The sequence below is a fragment of the Haloechinothrix sp. LS1_15 genome, assembly GCF_033042135.1.
In the GTDB taxonomy this organism is placed as follows: Bacteria; Actinomycetota; Actinomycetes; order Mycobacteriales; family Pseudonocardiaceae; genus Haloechinothrix.
In genome coordinates, this window is the sequence record NZ_WBXM01000001.1 from 82,408 (window position 1) to 98,398 (window position 15,991).

The window sequence follows — 15,991 nt, forward strand, 5'->3', positions numbered from 1 at the left end:
ATCGCAGGCAGCAACGAGGATGACCGAACGCGGATGCCAGCTGACGGGTGCTCATCTGCTGGCGGCGCGCTGGTAGCGCGCGACAGCCAGTGGCACGAAGACCACGAGCAGGATCGCGACCCATATCAGCGTGTACAGCTCGGCGTGCTGCATCGGCCACGCATCGGAGCCGGGTGCGTGCGGGCTGGTGTTGCCGAACAGGTTGCGCGCGGCCTGCGTCACCCCCGAAACCGGATTCCACTCGGCAAACACTCGTAACGGAGTCGGCAGTGTCTCGATCGGGATGAACACATTGGAGATGAAGGTCAGCGGCATGACCACCATGAACGAGCCATTGTTCACCACCTCAGGGCTTGGCGCCAGCAACCCGATCAACGCGAACACCCAGGACACCGCATACGCGAACAGCAAGATCAGCGCGAATCCGGCCACGGCGTCGATCGGAGACGAGTGGATCTGCCAGCCGATCAACAGCCCGGTCAGCGCCATGACGGCCAGTGACAATCCGTTGTAGACCATGTCGGACAGGGTTCGGCCGATCAGCACCGCGGAGTTCGACATCGGCAACGACCGGAACCGGTCGATAATGCCCTTTTGCATGTCCTCGGCGATACCGGTTCCGGTGTTCATGGCACCGAAAACGATTGATTGGGCGAAGATCCCGGCGATGAGGAACTCGCGGTAGTCCATGCCCTCGATGGGGATCGCGTTGCCGAACACGAAGGCAAACAGCAGCAGGAACATGATCGGCGACAGCAGTACCCAGATGAGTACCTCGGGCACTCGCTTGATCTTGATGAAGTTGCGCTTGGCCGCGATCGACCCGTCGGCCAGCACGTACGTGAGATTCATCGGGGCGCCCCCTCCTCGTGACGGTCGCTGCCTGAGGCAGCGTCGGCAGCGTGGCCGGTCAGCGCAAGGAAGACGTCGTCCAAGGTTGGCCGGCGCAGGCCGATATCCAGCACCTCCGCGTCGGTGGTGTCGAGCCGCCGCAGCGCCTCACGCAGGGCGCTCGCGCCACCAACGACCGGCGCGGTGATCGTGCGGAGGTCCTCGTCGACGTGCACCTCGCCGGTCGCCACCATGCGCAGGGCCGGTACGGCTTCGGGGATCTGTGACCGCTGCTCGACAACCACCTGGAGCCATTCGCCGCCGACCTCGGTCTTGAGCTGGCCGGCGGTGCCGCTGGCGATGACCTTGCCGTGGTCGATGACCACGATGTCGTCGGCCAGCCGGTCGGCCTCCTCCAGGTACTGGGTGGTCAGCAGCACCGTCGTGCCGTGCGCCACCAGCTTGCGGATGACCTCCCACAGGTCGATTCGGCTGCGCGGGTCCAAGCCGGTGGTGGGCTCGTCGAGGAACAGCACCTTGGGCTCGGCCACGATCGCACCAGCCAGGTCCAGGCGCCGGCGCATGCCGCCGGAGTACGTCTTGACCGGCCGGTCGCCCGCGTCGGCGAGGTTGAACCGTGCCAGCAGGTCACGCGCACGCTGGCGGGACTGGTGCCGACCGAGCCGATACAGTCGGCCAATCATATCGAGGTTCTCGAACCCGGTCAGGTGCTCGTCAACCGCGGCGTACTGGCCGGCGACGCCGATCCGGTGCTTTGCCTCATACGGGTCGGCCAGCACATCCACACCAGCCACCTCGACGCTGCCCGCGTCGGGCTTCAGCAGAGTCGTGAAGGTCCGCACCGCGGTGGTCTTGCCCGCACCGTTCGGCCCGAGCAGGCCCAGCACGGTCCCTTCCGGCACGGACAGGTCGATCCCGTCCAGTGCGGTCACCGTGCCATAGCGCTTCACCAGCCCGGTGCCCTTGATCATCTCAGTCACAGCACTTCCTCACATCCCAACATCGTGGTGATATAGTCACGCTTTCCCCAGTCATGAATAGTCAAGCTTGAGTTTATGGTCAAGGTTGACTATATAGCAGGGATGCTGGCGAGGCAAGGAGAGGTGCGGTGACTCGTGCCGTACCGAGGGCGGTTACGCCGGGCTGCCCCGCTCCCAGGGATCGAGGTCGCCGGACTCGATGCGCTGCAGCAGGTCCCGGGTCCATCGCAGCTCGGCCTCCGCGAGCGCATGCGACAGCCGCGACACCTCAGCGGCGTGAAAGGGAGTGTCGTAGCGATGGTCACCGCTGCCCTCGAGGATCCGAGCGATGTCACGCTCGGCCAGCGTCAGGTCGCTTTCGAGCCGATGAATACGGGCCTTCAGTGCTGCGACGACATCATCTCGCTGGGAGAACGGCAGCTGCACCACCGCCGGTAGCAGCGGATGGGGCCCCGCTTTGGCCTCCCACCACAGGTTGCGGAGCATGGCGTGGTATTCCTTCTCGCCCTCGTCAGTGACCTGATAGACCGTGCGAGCAGGACGTGCTCCCTGGCGCTTGGTATCGACCACCTCGATCAACCTGTCGCGCTCCAAGGTCTTCAGCGCGCCGTAGATGGAACCTGGTGCGATGTTCGCCCAGTCTTCGGCACGCCAGGACATCAGCTCGCGGCGCACGTCGTAACCGTGCACCGGCTGGAGCATCCGGACGACTCCCAGCACAAGCAGGCGGGTGGACGGAGGTGCCATACGAGCCAGGATAGTCGGGAACGGAGATGGGGTTCGTCCTGTGCGGTCACGGCCCGCGGGCAGATCGGCCGCCGCCACCGGCACGATCCCCCGCGACCGCACCCTCGATCACGATGTCGACGACCAGCCCCTCGGCCGACCACCCGGCCCCCAACAAACACCAACGGCCGAACCCCAAACATTAAGGGTTCGGCCGTGGCCGATGTCCTGAGACACAACACAGAGTGGAGCTGAGGGGAATCGAACCCCTGACCTCTGCCTTGCAAAAGCAGCGCTCTACCAATTGAGCTACAGCCCCGTGTGCGTGGGCCGCGAACGGCCCAGCGCGATCAGTTGTTCCGTGCGGCGTCCGCCCTGCTGCTCGTAGCCGCAGGGCCCGCGCCGTTGACGTTCATAGCTCCGGTGGGGCCACCCGACGGGGCGGTCGCCTCACGCCACAGTTCGGCCTCCGCCTTGGCGTCCTTGCTCCGCTTGATGGCGAACAGGACACCAGCGACCACTGCGGCAAGTAGCGCGATCTTCTTCATCTGCCAAGCCTCCTCGAACCCGCGCCGATGACCCAAGCCATCCTACTGCACGGGGTGGTCGTCACCATGTCGGGGCGTAAGTCCTGCCTGGCTCGACCTCCCCGACTGCCCGGCCTGTCATGGCCTGTCAGCAGTGGTGGAGCCGCACCCGTTCGGCGATATCCCCCAGCTCACTCCGAGTGCGCTTCACCAGCTGGTTGGTTTCGACCCGGCCGAACGCGCGGACGAATCCCCGCCGCGCGAAACCCGCCGAGTTCGCCGGGTGCACCACCAACCGGGACGTGACCTGGGTCCGTGCGGGGGACAGGGCGACCAGCTCGGTCGTCTTGGTGTACTGCATGCCGTGGCACTCCCCTCGCAGGCTGTAGGCGACGGGAGCGTGCACAGCCGTCACCGTGACGATCTCGCTTGTCGGTCCGCGTACGCTCCGCCTGCACTGGCGCCACTGGGCTCCTACCTTGAAGGCAGGTTCGGTCAGGAACTCCACGGTGTCGACATCACTGAGCACAGCCTCTAACTCGTCGAGTTCCGTCAGCGCTGCCCATACTCGCCGTTGCGGCGCCTGAATGGCCATGCACACTTCCGGCGGCCTCATGACTCCCACCTCACTGCGCTTTGTCGGATAGTTCGATTCTGCGCTGATCACGAGGGGGACGCCAGGTGACGGCGTGCACAGCGGCACTGCGACGACCGGATGGGTGACGGTCGGGATAATCGAGTCATGCTCGACAATGTCACGATCCGCGATGCCACACCCGACGATCTCGCGTCGACACGCGAGATCTACAACGGCTACGTCCATGACAGCGTGGCCACCTTCGAGGAGGTGCCACCGGAGCCGCACGAGTGGCAGCGACGGTACGCGTCGGTCCGCGACAGGGGGCTCCCCTACCTCGTGGCGGAAGGCCCTGGCCAGGAAACGGCGAACGAGATCCTCGGCTACGCCTACTGCGTCCCGTGGAACCTCCGGCCCGCCTACCGCCACACCGTGGAGGATTCCATCTACCTCGCCCCGAGCGCCGTCGGCCGCGGCTGCGGGCGGGCGCTCCTCGAACAGCTGCTCGAACGTGCAGCCGGAGCCGGCATCCGGGAGGTCATCGCGGTGGTCGCCAGCTCCATCGAAGCATCCCTCGCGCTCCACCGCCGCTGCGGCTTCCACGACGCGGGCATCCTCACCAGGGTCGGATACAAACACGGCCGGTGGTTGGACACCGTGTTGTTACAACGCACGCTCGATGACTCTGCCAGCACCGAGACATCCGGCAGCTGAGCAGCCATCGGGGTGGCTGGAACCATCGGAGCGCGTCCGCGGTTCAGGCGGGCCCTTGGTCCCGGACACTGACGACATTCGGCGCTGATGTGACGCTTGATCCGCCGGTCAGGCTGTTGCTATGGCGGGCATATCCACCAAGGGAGGTAGTCATGTCGGACCTCGCTGTCGCCGACGTCATGACGACCGAGGTGATCTCCGTCGATCGAGCCACTCCGTTCAAGGCCGCCGTCCGGTTACTCGCTGAGCATCGCATCAGCGCCGTTCCGGTTGTGGATCCCGGTGGGCGGCTGATCGGCGTCGTTTCTGAAGCCGACCTCCTCGTGAAGGAACTGGAACGTGGCCGCGAGCACACGTCCGGCAGTCCCACCGGCGGCAAAGCTGCCCGGCGTCTCCGGCAGGCGTCCGCGCGAACGGTTGGCGATGTCATGACCAGGCCGGTAAGAACCATCAGCCCGAGCAGCTCCCTGCTCGACGCCGCGCTCCACCTACACCGTGGCAAGCTCCGCCGACTGTTCGTGACCGACGGTGACAACTTCCTCATCGGCATCCTCGCCAGGCGTGATGTGCTGCGGGTCTTCACCCAGAGCGACGCGCAGCTGGCGTCGACCATCAACCGCGAGGTGCTCGTTCGCGCCCTGTGGGTGATGCCGTACGAACTCTCGGTCGACGTGGCCGACGGCGAAGTCACGTTGTCGGGAGTGTTGTACCGGCGCAGCGAAGTCACCATGGCTGAGGAGCTCACAGCAGAGATTCCCGGTGTGGTGGCCGTGCACAACCAACTCGCGTTCTCGTCAACCGAGGATAAGCCGTACCTCCGGTGAGCACGACGGCGATGGCGCCGCCACCGGATACCGCGATGCTGCCTGATCGCTGCCCGAGTGCCCCCTCGAAACGACGAAACACCGGGACACTGGCCCTCATGCGAGCCAGTGTCCCGGTGTTTCGTTCTGTGGGCCTACCTGGACTTGAACCAGGGACCTCTTCGTTATCAGCGAAGCGCTCTAACCGTCTGAGCTATAGGCCCTCAGCGGTTCCCTAGACTACCCGACTTGCTCTGGCCCTTCGACACCGGGTTGGGGCCGATCGGCGAGTTCACTCGCGCTCGGAGAGGGTCAGTTCCAAGCCGCCAGCCAGGTCAGCCGAGATGTTGTAGATGAACGCGCACACCGTGGCCAGCGCCGACATCAAGATGATATTGACCATGCCGACGATCGCAGTCACGCTGAACACCCGTCCCGCGGTGATGAGGGGGTCGGCAGGGGCATCCACCGGGTCCCCGGCGACCAGCGAGGCGTAGGTGCCGTTGACCCTGTCCCAAACCCCCATGCCGTCCATCACGGTGTACAGCAGGCCGACCGCGACCATCCACACCAGGAACATCGCGATCCCCAGAACGATCGCGAGCTTGAGGACGGACCACGGATCGAACCGCTTCACCTGGAGGCTGGCACGCCGCGGCCCGCGCCCCGGCCTGCGCAACGCGGACGGCTCCGGCCGGTTTTGAGATTGCGCACCGGGCACGCTCACTCTCGTCCGCTCCCTCGTTGCGCTCTCCCCGGCACCGCCGGTGGACCTCGCCGACTCGCCTGTCCCGTAACCGAACGCACGAGCGGGCTCCGCAGCATCCGCTGTCGCATACGGGAACGACCCGCTACGAGACTCACCATGCCCACCGTGTTCAGGTTCGTCAACGCCGCTGCGGAACAGGTCCCCGCTGGAGCGTTCCTCGCCGACATGCGGCAGGAACGCGGTGGTGTCTTCCTGCGGAATGTCAGCGAACGCCTGCTCACCCGGCTGGGACGTTTCTTGTTCCAGCTCGGACCGTTCGTCGTGGCCGGTGTTCTTATCCGGTGTCACAGCGCGCCGTCACCTCCATACCGAGAGTCGGATGAGTTCGCGGGCGCCTCGGCATGCCACCACTATGCCGACTCCGGCGGTTCGTCGGCGTTGCGCGCGATCGCCTGCAGGGTCGTGCCCTCGTCCAGGTTGATGAGCCGAACACCCTTGGTCTGCCTGCCCGCCTTGCGTACCTGCTTGGCCGGGGTACGGATCACCCCGCCGGTCGAGGTGATCGCGTAGAGCTCATCATCGTCGTTGACGATCAACGCCCCGATCAGCTTGCCCCGCTTGCGGTCGTACTGGAGCGTCAACACGCCCTTGCCACCGCGGCCCTGCACCGGGTACTCCTCGATCGAGGTGCGCTTGGCGTACCCGCCTTCCGTGGCGACCAGCAGGTAGGTGCCCTCCTGCACCACGCCCATGCTGAGCAGCTCGTCACCCTCGTTGAACCGCATACCCAGCACACCCGAGGTCGCACGCCCCATCGGCCGGAGCACCTCGTCGGTGGCGTGGAACCGGATCGACTGCCCGTCCGAGGACACCAGCAACAGGTCATCCTCCGCGGCGGCCAGCACCGCACCGACCAGCTCGTCGCCCTCGCGCAGGTTGATCCCGATCAGCCCACCCGAGCGGTTCGAGTCGAAGTCGGTGAGCTTGCTCTTCTTCACCAACCCCTTCTTGGTGGCCAGCACCAGGTACGGCGCGGCCTCGTAATTGGAGATCTGGATAACCTGGGCGATCTGCTCGTCGGGCTGGAAGGCCAGCAGATTGGCCACGTGCTGGCCACGCGCGCTGCGATTGGCTTCCGGCAGCTCGTAGGCCTTGGCGCGGTACACGCGTCCCTTATTGGTGAAGAACAGGATCCAGTCGTGTGTGGAGCACACGAAGAAGTGCTGCACGATGTCGTCCTGCTTAAGCGTGGCGCCCTGCACACCCTTACCGCCGCGCTTCTGGCTGCGGTACAGGTCGGTCTTGGTGCGCTTGGCGTAGCCCGTGCGCGTGATGGTGACCACGACGTCCTCGACGGCGATGAGGTCTTCGACTGACACCTCGCCGTCATAGGGGATGATCTTCGTTCGCCGCTCGTCGCCGTACTTCTCCACGATCTCGGCCAGCTCGTCCTTGACGATCTGCCGCTGCCGGTCGGGACGGTCGAGGATGTCCTTCAGGTCGGCGATCTCCCGCTCGATCTCGGCGAGCTCATCGATGATCTTCTGGCGCTCCAGCGCGGCGAGCTTGCGCAGCTGCATGTCCAGGATCGCCGTGGCCTGCAGCTCATCGACGTCGAGCAGCTCCATCAGCCCGGTCCGGGCCTCGTCCGCGGTGGGCGAACGCCGGATCAGCGCGATCACCTCGTCGAGCATGTCCAGTGCCTTGACGAGGCCGCGCAGGATGTGGGCCCGTTCCTCCTTCTTGCGCAACCGGTACCGGGTGCGCCGCACGATGACCTCGACCTGGTGTTTGACGTAGTGCCGCACCAGCTGGTCGAGCCGCAACGTGCGTGGCACGTCGTCGACGATGGCGAGCATGTTCACGCCGAAGCTCTGTTGGAGCTGGGTGTGCTTGTAGAGGTTGTTCAGCACCACCTTCGGCACCGAGTCACGCTTGAGCGTGATCACGATCCGCATGCCGCGCCTGCTGTTGGTCTCGTCGGAGATCTCCGTGATGCCGTTGATCTTGCCGTCGCGGACCAGGTTCGCGATGTTCTCGATGAGATTGTCCGGGTTGACTTGGTAGGGCAGCTCGCTGATGACCAGGATCGGCCTACCCTTGTTGTCCTCCTCGACCTCGACGACTGCCCGCATCTTCACCGAGCCGCGGCCGGTACGGTAGGCATCCTCGATACCTTGCGTGCCGAGGATCAGCCCCTTCGTCGGGAAGTCAGGGCCCTTGATCCGCTGCAGCATCGCGGCGAGGGTCTCCTCCTCGGTGGCTTCCCAGTTGTCCAGCGCCCACATCACCCCGTCGGCGACCTCGCGCAGATTGTGCGGCGGGATGTTGGTCGCCATCCCCACCGCGATACCGCCGCTGCCGTTGACCAGCAGGTTGGGGATCCGCGCTGGCAGGACGTCGGGTTCCTGACTCCGACCGTCGTAGTTGAGCGAGAAGTCGACGGTGTCTTCCTCGATGTCCCGCAGCATCTCCATGGCGGGAGGGGCCAGCCGCGCCTCGGTGTAACGCATGGCGGCAGCGGGATCGTTGCCCGGGGAGCCGAAGTTGCCCTGGCCGTCGACGAGCGGGTACCGCATGGACCACGACTGGGCGAGGCGCACCAGCGTGTCATAGATCGCCGAGTCACCGTGCGGGTGATAGTTGCTCATCACGTCCCCGACGACGCGCGAGCACTTCACGTACCCCCGGTCGGGCCGGAGGCCGTTGTCGAACATCGAGTACAGCACCCTGCGGTGGACGGGCTTGAGCCCGTCACGAACGTCGGGTAACGCGCGGGAGACGATCACGCTCATCGCGTAGTCGATGTAGGAGCGCTGCATCTCCTGCTGGATGTCGACCGGCTCGATGCGGTCCTCGTCCGGAGGCAGGGTTTCAGTCACGGTGCGAACTTTCCTTCCGACCCAGTGTCCGGTTCAATAGTCGGGCTACTCATCACGTCAATTCGCCGCACCTACGCGCCTCACCTGCAGCCTGTCGTCGCCTGCCACTGCGCCAGCGGCCACCGACGACAACCTATGAGTAGCCCGCCAGGGCTGGGGTTGTGTGCGCTCGGCTGGGCACTGCTTACCGGGACAGTCTATCGATGCTGGTCAGCTGGGACGGATCCGGCTCGCGGGAGGACGCTTCATGCGTGCGCATCATCGTGATCGTCACGGTACGGCAGCGCCAGACGACGAGACGTACTAGTTCACACACGGGATGCCGTCCGCCGTGATCGGTTCCTCACGCCGGTCGGTAGGAGCGTCCTCGGCCTGCTCCCCGGAGACGTCGTCACCCGGCATCGGGGCGCCCGGCTGGTCATCACCGGGCAGGTCCGGCTGCTGACCCGGCTGCTGGCCCGCCGGCGAGGAGCCACCCGCGTCCACACGCCCCGGTCGATCCGCGGCGGCGTAGTCCTCGCCGATCAACACGGTGACGTGGCCAGCGGCCAGGTTCGGATCCGGTTCCACCCGAGCGGGCGCACCGAGCGCGTCGGCCACCCGCTGCCCGAGCTCCTCGTCCCCCGAGGCGTGCCGCACCACGGTGTCGTCGCGTCGCGCGGCGTTGCTCACCATGCCCTGCGTGAATCCCTGCTGCACGAGCGCTTCCGACACCTCGGACGCGAGGCCGGGCGTGGTCGTGGTGTTCATGACATTGACCGTGATCCCCGCATTGGCCTGCGGATCCTGCGGGTCCTGCTGCCCGTGGTCGCCGCCTTCCGGATCGGGCAGGCCCTCACCGGAGTGTTCGGCGATGAACTGCCGCACCTGGTGTTCATCGAGCTGCACGGCCGCGCCGTCCGCGGTGTCGAGGGCGGCGCTGAGCACCGGGACGGTGTGAAACTCGATGTTCCCGCCACTGATGCCGCTGACCTGCTGCGCGAAGTCCATGATCTCCCAGTCCTGGTCCAGCACGATCGCGCCTTGCACGGCATCGATGAGGTCGTTGAGCTTGCCGGGATTGGCGAGGGTTCCCGCGGAGATCATCTGACGCGCCAACCCGGCGAGGAAGGCCTGCTGGCGAACCACCCTGTCGAGATCACCACGGGGAAGGCCGTGGCGCTGCCGCACGAACGCGAGCGCGTCGACCCCCGAGACGGTCTGCACCCCCGCGTCGAAATCGGCACCCGAGTTGTGCTCCTGCACGGCATTGTTGAGACACACCTCGACGCCGCCGATGGCGTTGGTGAGCTCGTAGAAGCCGAACATGTTCAGCGAGGCGTAATTGTTGATGGTGATGCCGGTGAGCGCCTCCACGCTCTCGATCAGCGTCCGCGCACCCGCCTGGTTGGACAGCACCTCCAGCTCGCTCTGGTCGGTGACGCCCTCCTCGTGCTCCAGCCGCTTCCGCTCCGCGGCCTTCCCCCTGGCGTACGCGGAATTGATCTTGTGCTCACCGAATCCCGGGATATCCACGTACGAATCCCTGGGGATGGAGAAGCCGACCGCGCCGTCACCGTCCTCCGGTATGCGGATCAGCATGATCGTGTCGGCCCGGCCGAGCCCGGCGTCCCTGCCGATATTCAGCTCCTGCCGCAGCTCGGCGGGCAACACCTCGCCTTGGGCGTCCCGACGGTCACCGAGCCCGACGAGCAGGATGTCGCGCGGACCGTCCATGCCGCCGTCGCCGCCGTCGCGGATCACATCCGCCATCGTCATGCCTTGCCCCAGCCCCTGCACCGAAGCCCAGGCATAGCCGGTGACGCCGAACACGAGCAGTGACACGAGCGCGAGCGCGACCTTGGCGCTCCGCAGGGCGGGCCCACCCCGGCGGTCGCGCCCGGAGCGCCCGCCGGAACCACCACCGCGTGAGGATGGCGAGCCATGCACCCGGGGGATCGCGGGCGTGGTCTCCAACTCTTGGTTGAGCCACGGGCGTGACGGTCGTCGCGATCGCGGCCGATCGTCCACGCCTTGAGCTCCCTTCGCTGACTGACGTAGCGCCTACCGCACTACACCATCACCCGCCAGTGTGACCCTCAGGGTCAGTCTGCCATCACCCGCACCCGTGTCGCTCGCGAGGTCGACAAATCGGCTGACTCGTTATTGCCGCTATACGTCCAGGAACCGAACGTCCTTGGCGTTACGGGTGATGAAGGCTCGACGAGCCTCCACATCCTCGCCCATCAATACCGAGAAAAGTTCGTCGGCCGTAGCCGCATCATCCAGCGTGACCTGCCGGAGCAGCCGGTTGGCCGGGTCCATCGTGGTCTCCCACAACTCGTCGGCGTTCATCTCGCCGAGACCCTTGTAGCGCTGGATGGCGTCCTCCTTCGGCAGCTTCCTACCCGCCTCGGCACCGGCTTGCAGCAGGCCGTCGCGCTCGCGGTCGCTGTAGGCGTACTCGGGCTCCGCCCTCGGCCACTTGATCTTGTAGAGCGGCGGCTTGGCCAGGTACACATAGCCGTGCTCGACCAGCGGTCGCATGAACCGGAAGAGCAGCGTCAGCAACAGGGTCTGGATGTGCTGTCCGTCGACATCGGCATCCGACATCAGCACGACCTTGTGATACCGCAGCTTGCCGATGTCGAACTCGTCGTGGATCCCGGTACCGAGCGCGGTAATGAGGCTCTGCACCTCGTTGTTTTTCAGTACCTTGTCGATCCGTGCCTTCTCCACGTTGATGATCTTCCCGCGGATCGGCAGGATCGCCTGGTACAGCGAGTCGCGGCCTTCCTTGGCCGACCCGCCCGCGGAGTCACCCTCCACGATGTAGAGCTCGCATTCCTCCGGCTTGGTCGACCGGCAGTCCTTGAGCTTGCCGGGCAACCCACCCACGTCCATCGCACCCTTGCGACGCACCAGCTCGCGGGCCCTACGGGCCGCCAGCCGGGCATGCGCCGAGGAGACCGCCTTGGAGATGATCGCCTTGGCTTCGCTCGGATTGCGGTCGAACCAGTCGGTCAACCACTCGTGCGTGGTGGCTTGCACGAACGTCTTGGCGTCGCTGTTGCCGAGCTTGGTCTTGGTCTGCCCCTCGAACTGCGGCTCGGCGAGCTTGATCGACACGATCGCCGCCAGCCCTTCGCGAACGTCGTCGCCGGTGAGGTTGGCGTCCTTCTCCTTGAGCAGCTTGCGATCCCTGGCGTAGTTGTTCACCACCCGGGTCAGCGCGGCACGGAAACCCTCCTCGTGGGTACCGCCCTCGTGCGTGTTGATCGTGTTGGCGAAGGTGTACACCGACGGTGTGAAACCGCTGTTCCACTGCATCGCGACCTCGACCTGCACGCCGTCCCCAGCGGCCTCGAACGAGATCACGTTGCGGTGGACGGGCTCGCGCGTGCTGTTGATGTGCTTGACGAAGTCCGACAGCCCACCGGGGTAGTGGTAGGTCTCCTCGGTCAGCCTGGCCTTCTGGCCGGTGGCGTCCTCGCCGTTCTCGTCGGGAACCCGATCGTCGCGCAGCGTGATCGTCAGTCCCTTGTTGAGGAACGCCATCTCCTGCAGGCGGCGCGCGACGGTCTCGGTGCTGTACTCGGTGGTCTCGAAAATCTCGTCATCGGGCCAGAACGTCAGCACGGTTCCGGTCTTGTCGGTACTGCCCTGCTTCTGCGGCGGCTCCACCGGCAGCGACTTCTCGTAGCGCTGCGTCCACACCGTGCCGCCACGGTGGATCTCCACGGTAAGCGCGCTGGAGAGCGCGTTGACCACCGAGACACCGACACCGTGCAGGCCGCCGGAGACGGCGTAGGACTTGCCGTCGAACTTGCCGCCCGCGTGCAGCACGCTGAGCACGACCTCCACCGCGGGGCGCTTCTCGACGGGATGTTCCTCCACCGGGATACCGCGACCGTCGTCGGCGACCCGCACGCCACCGTTGGCGAGCAGGGTGACGTCCACCCGGGTGGCGTGTCCCGCCATCGCCTCGTCGACAGCGTTGTCCACAACCTCCCAGATCAGGTGGTGGAGACCGCGTTCCCCGGTCGAGCCGATGTACATGCCGGGCCGCTTGCGTACCGCTTCGAGGCCCTCGAGCACCGTGATGGACGAAGCGCTGTAGTCACTCTTCTTCCCTGCCACCGTTATGGCGTCTCCTGTCTCGCCTGGAGCGAACGCTTACCCGGGAGGACCTCTCCCCTGGCCCTGTCCCGCTTCGACCTCGCCCAGTCTACTTGCCGCCTTGCATCCACTCGCCGCAAGGACACCCGGGGGAGCGCTGGTCCGGCGCATTCCGGGCAGACCACACCGGCAGGTGGCACAGTGTGAACGCGCGGTGGCGAGCCATTAACCGTACGTATCCCGCGGCCCCCGGCCCGGGATGTGTCGGGGGCCATACCGCCAACTGGGTTTGGTCGGCCCCTGGATACGCATCCGCTTGACCACCCCGTCACCCACCCCGGCGGCGATCTTCGCCAGTAGCTGCTTCTGCAACAACCGCAGCTGCGTCGCCCACGCCGTGGAGCCGGCCTGCACGGTGAGCTCGCCATCCTTGAGCGCCACCGGCTTGGCATGCTCGGCGACCTCCGCTCCCACCAGCGACTCCCACTGGCCGAAGACCCTGCCGCTGGCCAGCCGGTTGTGCCAGCCACGCTGCTTGGCCACACGCGCGGCCAGCTTCCCCAGCGGCTGTGGATCGCGATCGTCCGTACCAGCTGCCGACCAGCGCCTGCGTGCACGGGAGCGGTCCGCACCCGGTGTGCCCTGCTGCTCCGACCGTCGCTGCCCGGGGCGTGTACCACGTGCACGCGCGCGCTGCTGGGCATCGCGCAGCGCCTCGCGAGCCAAATCGCGACCGCTCCCCTGATCGCTTTCCACAACCTCCGACGAGTTATCCACAGAAAGGGGGTTGTTGGGGATGTCGTCCCCCGTCCGGTCAGCTTGATCCCCGGGCAGAGGGCCCTGGTCATGGTGTGGCGTTGCTCTCGGTAAACAACTCGCGACCGTGTTATCCACACTATCCACAGGTTTATCCCCAACTGGGTGAGACTCTGCGCGTTCCCGCTCGGCCGGGTCGTCGCCTGGGTCGTCCGGAACGAGCCAGTTACCGGTTTCATCATTCACGGCTGATCGTCCCCTCGCCGATGGTGTACCGGACACCGGTGAGTTCCACCGGCACGTCCTCATCCACAGCGGCCGTCACGAGCACCTGTTCGGCTCGCGATGCCACCCCGGCCAGCCTCGCCCTCCGGTGCCGATCGAGCTCGGCGAACACGTCGTCGAGCAGCAGGATCGGCTCGCTTCCTTCGGCGCGCAGCAGCTCGTAGGAGGCCAGTCGCAGCGCGAGGGCGAACGACCACGACTCACCGTGACTCGCGTACCCCTTGGCCGGTGCCTGCCCCAGCGTCAGTTCGAGGTCGTCACGGTGTGGACCGATGAGGCTGACGCCTCGTTCCAGCTCGGCGTCGCGGTGCTCGCCGATGGCCTCCGCCAGCAGTTTGGCCAGCTCCTCCGGCTGCGCCCGCTGGCTGCCCTCGCTGCCGTAGCCCGCGCTGCCGTAGCCCGCGGGCATGGCCTCACCAAGACTGGACCGGTAGCTGATACCGGCGACGCGGTCCTGCTCGCCGCCGGTTCCGGCGATCCCCGCGTAGGCCGCCGCGGTGTGCGGGGCCAGCGAGGCAACCAGGTCCAGCCGCGCGGCCAACAGCTCCGCTCCCAGCTCCGCCAGCTGCCCGTCCCACACCTCGAGCGTGCTCAACGCGTAAGGATCGTCGCCCGCCCGGCGTCCCGACCGTTTCCCTGTGGACTTCAGCAACGCATTGCGCTGGCGCAGCACCCGGTCATACTCCGAACGCACCCCGGCGAACCGCGGCGAGCGCTGGACGAGGAGATCGTCGAGGAATGCCCGCCGCACCGCCGGATCCCCCTTGACCAGGGCGAGGTCCTCCGGCGCGAAGAGTACTGTGTGGACGATCCCGAGTATGTCCCTCGGCCGCCCGGCAGCACCGCGGTTGACCCGCGCCCGGTTGCTCTTGCCCGGATTGATCTCCAGCTCGACGACGAGTTCCCGATCGCCGTTGACCACCGCCGCACGGATCAACGCGCGCTGGCACTCGTGCCGCACGAGCGGGGTGTCTGCCGAGACGCGGTGTGAACCGAGGGTAGCGAGGTAACCGACGGCTTCGAGGATGTTCGTTTTGCCCCTGCCGTTCGGCCCGACCAACACGATCGGCCCCTCGCCGAGTTCGAGGTCAGCGTGCTGCCACGATCGGAAATCAGTCAGCTGTAGGTGCCGTAGGTGCATGGCCGTCCACTGTGCTCACCGCGTGTCCACCGAACTGGTTACGCAATGCGGCTACCGCTTTCATCGCGGGTGAGTCATCCTGGCGCGAGCCGAAGCGAGCGTACAGCGCCGCCGTGATCACCGGAGCGGCAACGGAGTGTTTGATCGCCTCCTCCACCGTCCAGCGACCTTCGCCGGAATCGTTCACGTACCCCCGGATCGACCCCAGATCGGGTTCCTCCGAGACCGCGCGGATCAACAGGTCGAGCAGCCAGGAACGGACCACTGTTCCCCGTGACCAGGCGGTGAGCACGCCGGGCACGTCGGTGATCGCCTCGGCCGAGCACAGCAGCTCGTATCCCTCTGCGTAGGCCTGCATGAGGCCGTACTCGATGCCGTTATGCACCATCTTGGCGAAGTGACCGGCACCCACGCCGCCCGCGTGTACGAAGCTCTCCGCCCTCGGCCCCTCCGGTCGCAGCGCGTCGAAGACCGGCATCGCCCGCTGCACATCGGTGGACTCGCCGCCGACCATGAGCGCGTAGCCTGCGTCGCCTCCCCACACCCCACCGGAGACCCCCACGTCGAGATAGCCGATCCCGCTACCGGCGAGCAGATCCGCGTGCGCCTTGTCCTCGTCGTACCGTGAGTTGCCGCCCTCGATCACCAGGTCCCCCTCGGTGAGCAGGTCGGCCAGCTCGGCCACGGTACCCCTTGTCGGATCCCCAGGCGGGACCATCACCCACACGATCCTTGGATTCGCCAAACGAGACACCAGATCGGCTACGGAATCCGTGTCACTGACCGCCTTGTCGTGGTCATAGCCGATCACATCATGGCCTGCCGCACGGAGCCTCCCGCGCATCGCATGCCCCATCTTACCGAGGCCGACCAGCCCGAGCTGCGTCATCGAACCCTCCTTACACACGTGCCGGACCGGGATGGGGCACCGGCGGTGCCGC

14 protein-coding genes and 2 tRNA genes are annotated in these 15,991 nt (G+C 66.3%); 2 read left to right on the forward strand and 14 right to left on the reverse strand.

What is annotated here, in order from left to right; genetic code table 11:
- Window positions 1-51 precede the first annotated feature (51 nt).
- The 6 genes from F8178_RS00420 to F8178_RS00445 all read right to left on the reverse strand — a co-directional run bounded on the left by F8178_RS00420 (window position 52) and on the right by F8178_RS00445 (window position 3,701).
- Window positions 52-852 (reverse strand): ABC transporter permease, encoded by an 801-nt coding sequence (locus tag F8178_RS00420; protein WP_317492557.1) that lies wholly within the window; start codon window positions 850-852, stop codon window positions 52-54.
- Entirely contained in the window at window positions 849-1,823 is a 975-nt protein-coding gene (locus tag F8178_RS00425; protein WP_317493037.1) for an ATP-binding cassette domain-containing protein, read from the reverse strand. Before F8178_RS00425 ends, F8178_RS00420 begins: the two co-directional genes overlap by 4 nt.
- Before the next feature lie 162 nt (window positions 1,824-1,985).
- Window positions 1,986-2,579: a PadR family transcriptional regulator gene (locus F8178_RS00430; RefSeq protein ID WP_317492558.1), complete on the reverse strand. Its 594-nt coding sequence runs from the start codon at window positions 2,577-2,579 to the stop codon at window positions 1,986-1,988.
- Between the two features lie 225 nt (window positions 2,580-2,804).
- A tRNA-Ala gene (locus F8178_RS00435) sits at window positions 2,805-2,877 on the reverse strand.
- Between the two features lie 31 nt (window positions 2,878-2,908).
- The gene (locus F8178_RS00440; protein WP_317492559.1) at window positions 2,909-3,106 is read right to left on the reverse strand and encodes a DLW-39 family protein; all 198 of its coding nucleotides are present in this window, start codon (window positions 3,104-3,106) and stop codon (window positions 2,909-2,911) included.
- Between the two features lie 127 nt (window positions 3,107-3,233).
- Entirely contained in the window at window positions 3,234-3,701 is a 468-nt protein-coding gene (locus F8178_RS00445) for an SRPBCC family protein (protein ID WP_317492560.1), read from the reverse strand.
- A 126-nt stretch (window positions 3,702-3,827) separates the two neighbouring features.
- Here F8178_RS00445 and F8178_RS00450 point away from each other — a divergent pair, with 126 nt between their 5' ends.
- Together F8178_RS00450 and F8178_RS00455 are read left to right on the forward strand one after the other, a co-directional pair.
- The gene (locus F8178_RS00450) at window positions 3,828-4,376 is read left to right on the forward strand and encodes an N-acetyltransferase family protein (protein ID WP_317492561.1); all 549 of its coding nucleotides are present in this window, start codon (window positions 3,828-3,830) and stop codon (window positions 4,374-4,376) included.
- 152 nt (window positions 4,377-4,528) lie between these two features.
- The gene (locus F8178_RS00455; protein ID WP_317492562.1) at window positions 4,529-5,200 is read left to right on the forward strand and encodes a CBS domain-containing protein; all 672 of its coding nucleotides are present in this window, start codon (window positions 4,529-4,531) and stop codon (window positions 5,198-5,200) included.
- A gap of 129 nt (window positions 5,201-5,329) precedes the next feature.
- Here the strand turns inward: F8178_RS00455 and F8178_RS00460 are convergent.
- From F8178_RS00460 to gnd, 8 genes are all read right to left on the reverse strand, one after another.
- Window positions 5,330-5,403 (reverse strand) — tRNA-Ile (locus F8178_RS00460).
- Window positions 5,404-5,471: 68 nt separating this feature from the next.
- Window positions 5,472-6,236, reverse strand: coding sequence for a DUF3566 domain-containing protein (locus F8178_RS00465; protein WP_317492563.1), 765 nt, complete (start codon window positions 6,234-6,236; stop codon window positions 5,472-5,474).
- A 62-nt stretch (window positions 6,237-6,298) separates the two neighbouring features.
- Window positions 6,299-8,770, reverse strand: a complete 2,472-nt coding sequence (gene gyrA, locus F8178_RS00470) for a DNA gyrase subunit A (RefSeq protein ID WP_317492564.1) — start codon at window positions 8,768-8,770, stop codon at window positions 6,299-6,301.
- A gap of 303 nt (window positions 8,771-9,073) precedes the next feature.
- Window positions 9,074-10,780 (reverse strand): LCP family protein, encoded by a 1,707-nt coding sequence (locus tag F8178_RS00475; protein WP_317492565.1) that lies wholly within the window; start codon window positions 10,778-10,780, stop codon window positions 9,074-9,076.
- Between the two features lie 141 nt (window positions 10,781-10,921).
- Complete coding sequence (gene gyrB / locus F8178_RS00480; RefSeq protein WP_317492566.1) at window positions 10,922-12,889, reverse strand: DNA topoisomerase (ATP-hydrolyzing) subunit B; 1,968 nt, start codon at window positions 12,887-12,889, stop codon at window positions 10,922-10,924.
- Between the two features lie 204 nt (window positions 12,890-13,093).
- Window positions 13,094-13,645 carry a DciA family protein gene (locus F8178_RS00485; protein WP_317492567.1) on the reverse strand — a complete coding sequence of 184 codons (552 nt, stop codon included), beginning with the start codon at window positions 13,643-13,645 and terminating at the stop codon, window positions 13,094-13,096.
- A gap of 217 nt (window positions 13,646-13,862) precedes the next feature.
- Window positions 13,863-15,050: a DNA replication/repair protein RecF gene (gene recF / locus F8178_RS00490; RefSeq protein WP_317492568.1), complete on the reverse strand. Its 1,188-nt coding sequence runs from the start codon at window positions 15,048-15,050 to the stop codon at window positions 13,863-13,865.
- Window positions 15,022-15,939: a phosphogluconate dehydrogenase (NAD(+)-dependent, decarboxylating) gene (gene gnd, locus F8178_RS00495; RefSeq protein ID WP_396344944.1), complete on the reverse strand. Its 918-nt coding sequence runs from the start codon at window positions 15,937-15,939 to the stop codon at window positions 15,022-15,024. The genes recF and gnd overlap by 29 nt, the downstream gene beginning before the upstream one ends.
- Window positions 15,940-15,991 lie beyond the last annotated feature (52 nt).

Coding starts and splice junctions, on each gene's coding strand:
- recF (WP_317492568.1), bottom strand. CDS start 15,050: ATGCACCTACGGCACCTACAGCTGACTGATTTCCGATCGTGGCAGCAC.
- F8178_RS00420 (WP_317492557.1), bottom strand. CDS start 852: ATGAATCTCACGTACGTGCTGGCCGACGGGTCGATCGCGGCCAAGCGC.
- F8178_RS00440 (WP_317492559.1), bottom strand. CDS start 3,106: ATGAAGAAGATCGCGCTACTTGCCGCAGTGGTCGCTGGTGTCCTGTTC.
- F8178_RS00445 (WP_317492560.1), bottom strand. CDS start 3,701: ATGAGGCCGCCGGAAGTGTGCATGGCCATTCAGGCGCCGCAACGGCGA.
- F8178_RS00430 (WP_317492558.1), bottom strand. CDS start 2,579: ATGGCACCTCCGTCCACCCGCCTGCTTGTGCTGGGAGTCGTCCGGATG.
- gnd (WP_396344944.1), bottom strand. CDS start 15,939: ATGACGCAGCTCGGGCTGGTCGGCCTCGGTAAGATGGGGCATGCGATG.
- F8178_RS00455 (WP_317492562.1), top strand. CDS start 4,529: ATGTCGGACCTCGCTGTCGCCGACGTCATGACGACCGAGGTGATCTCC.
- F8178_RS00425 (WP_317493037.1), bottom strand. CDS start 1,823: ATGATCAAGGGCACCGGGCTGGTGAAGCGCTATGGCACGGTGACCGCA.
- F8178_RS00450 (WP_317492561.1), top strand. CDS start 3,828: ATGCTCGACAATGTCACGATCCGCGATGCCACACCCGACGATCTCGCG.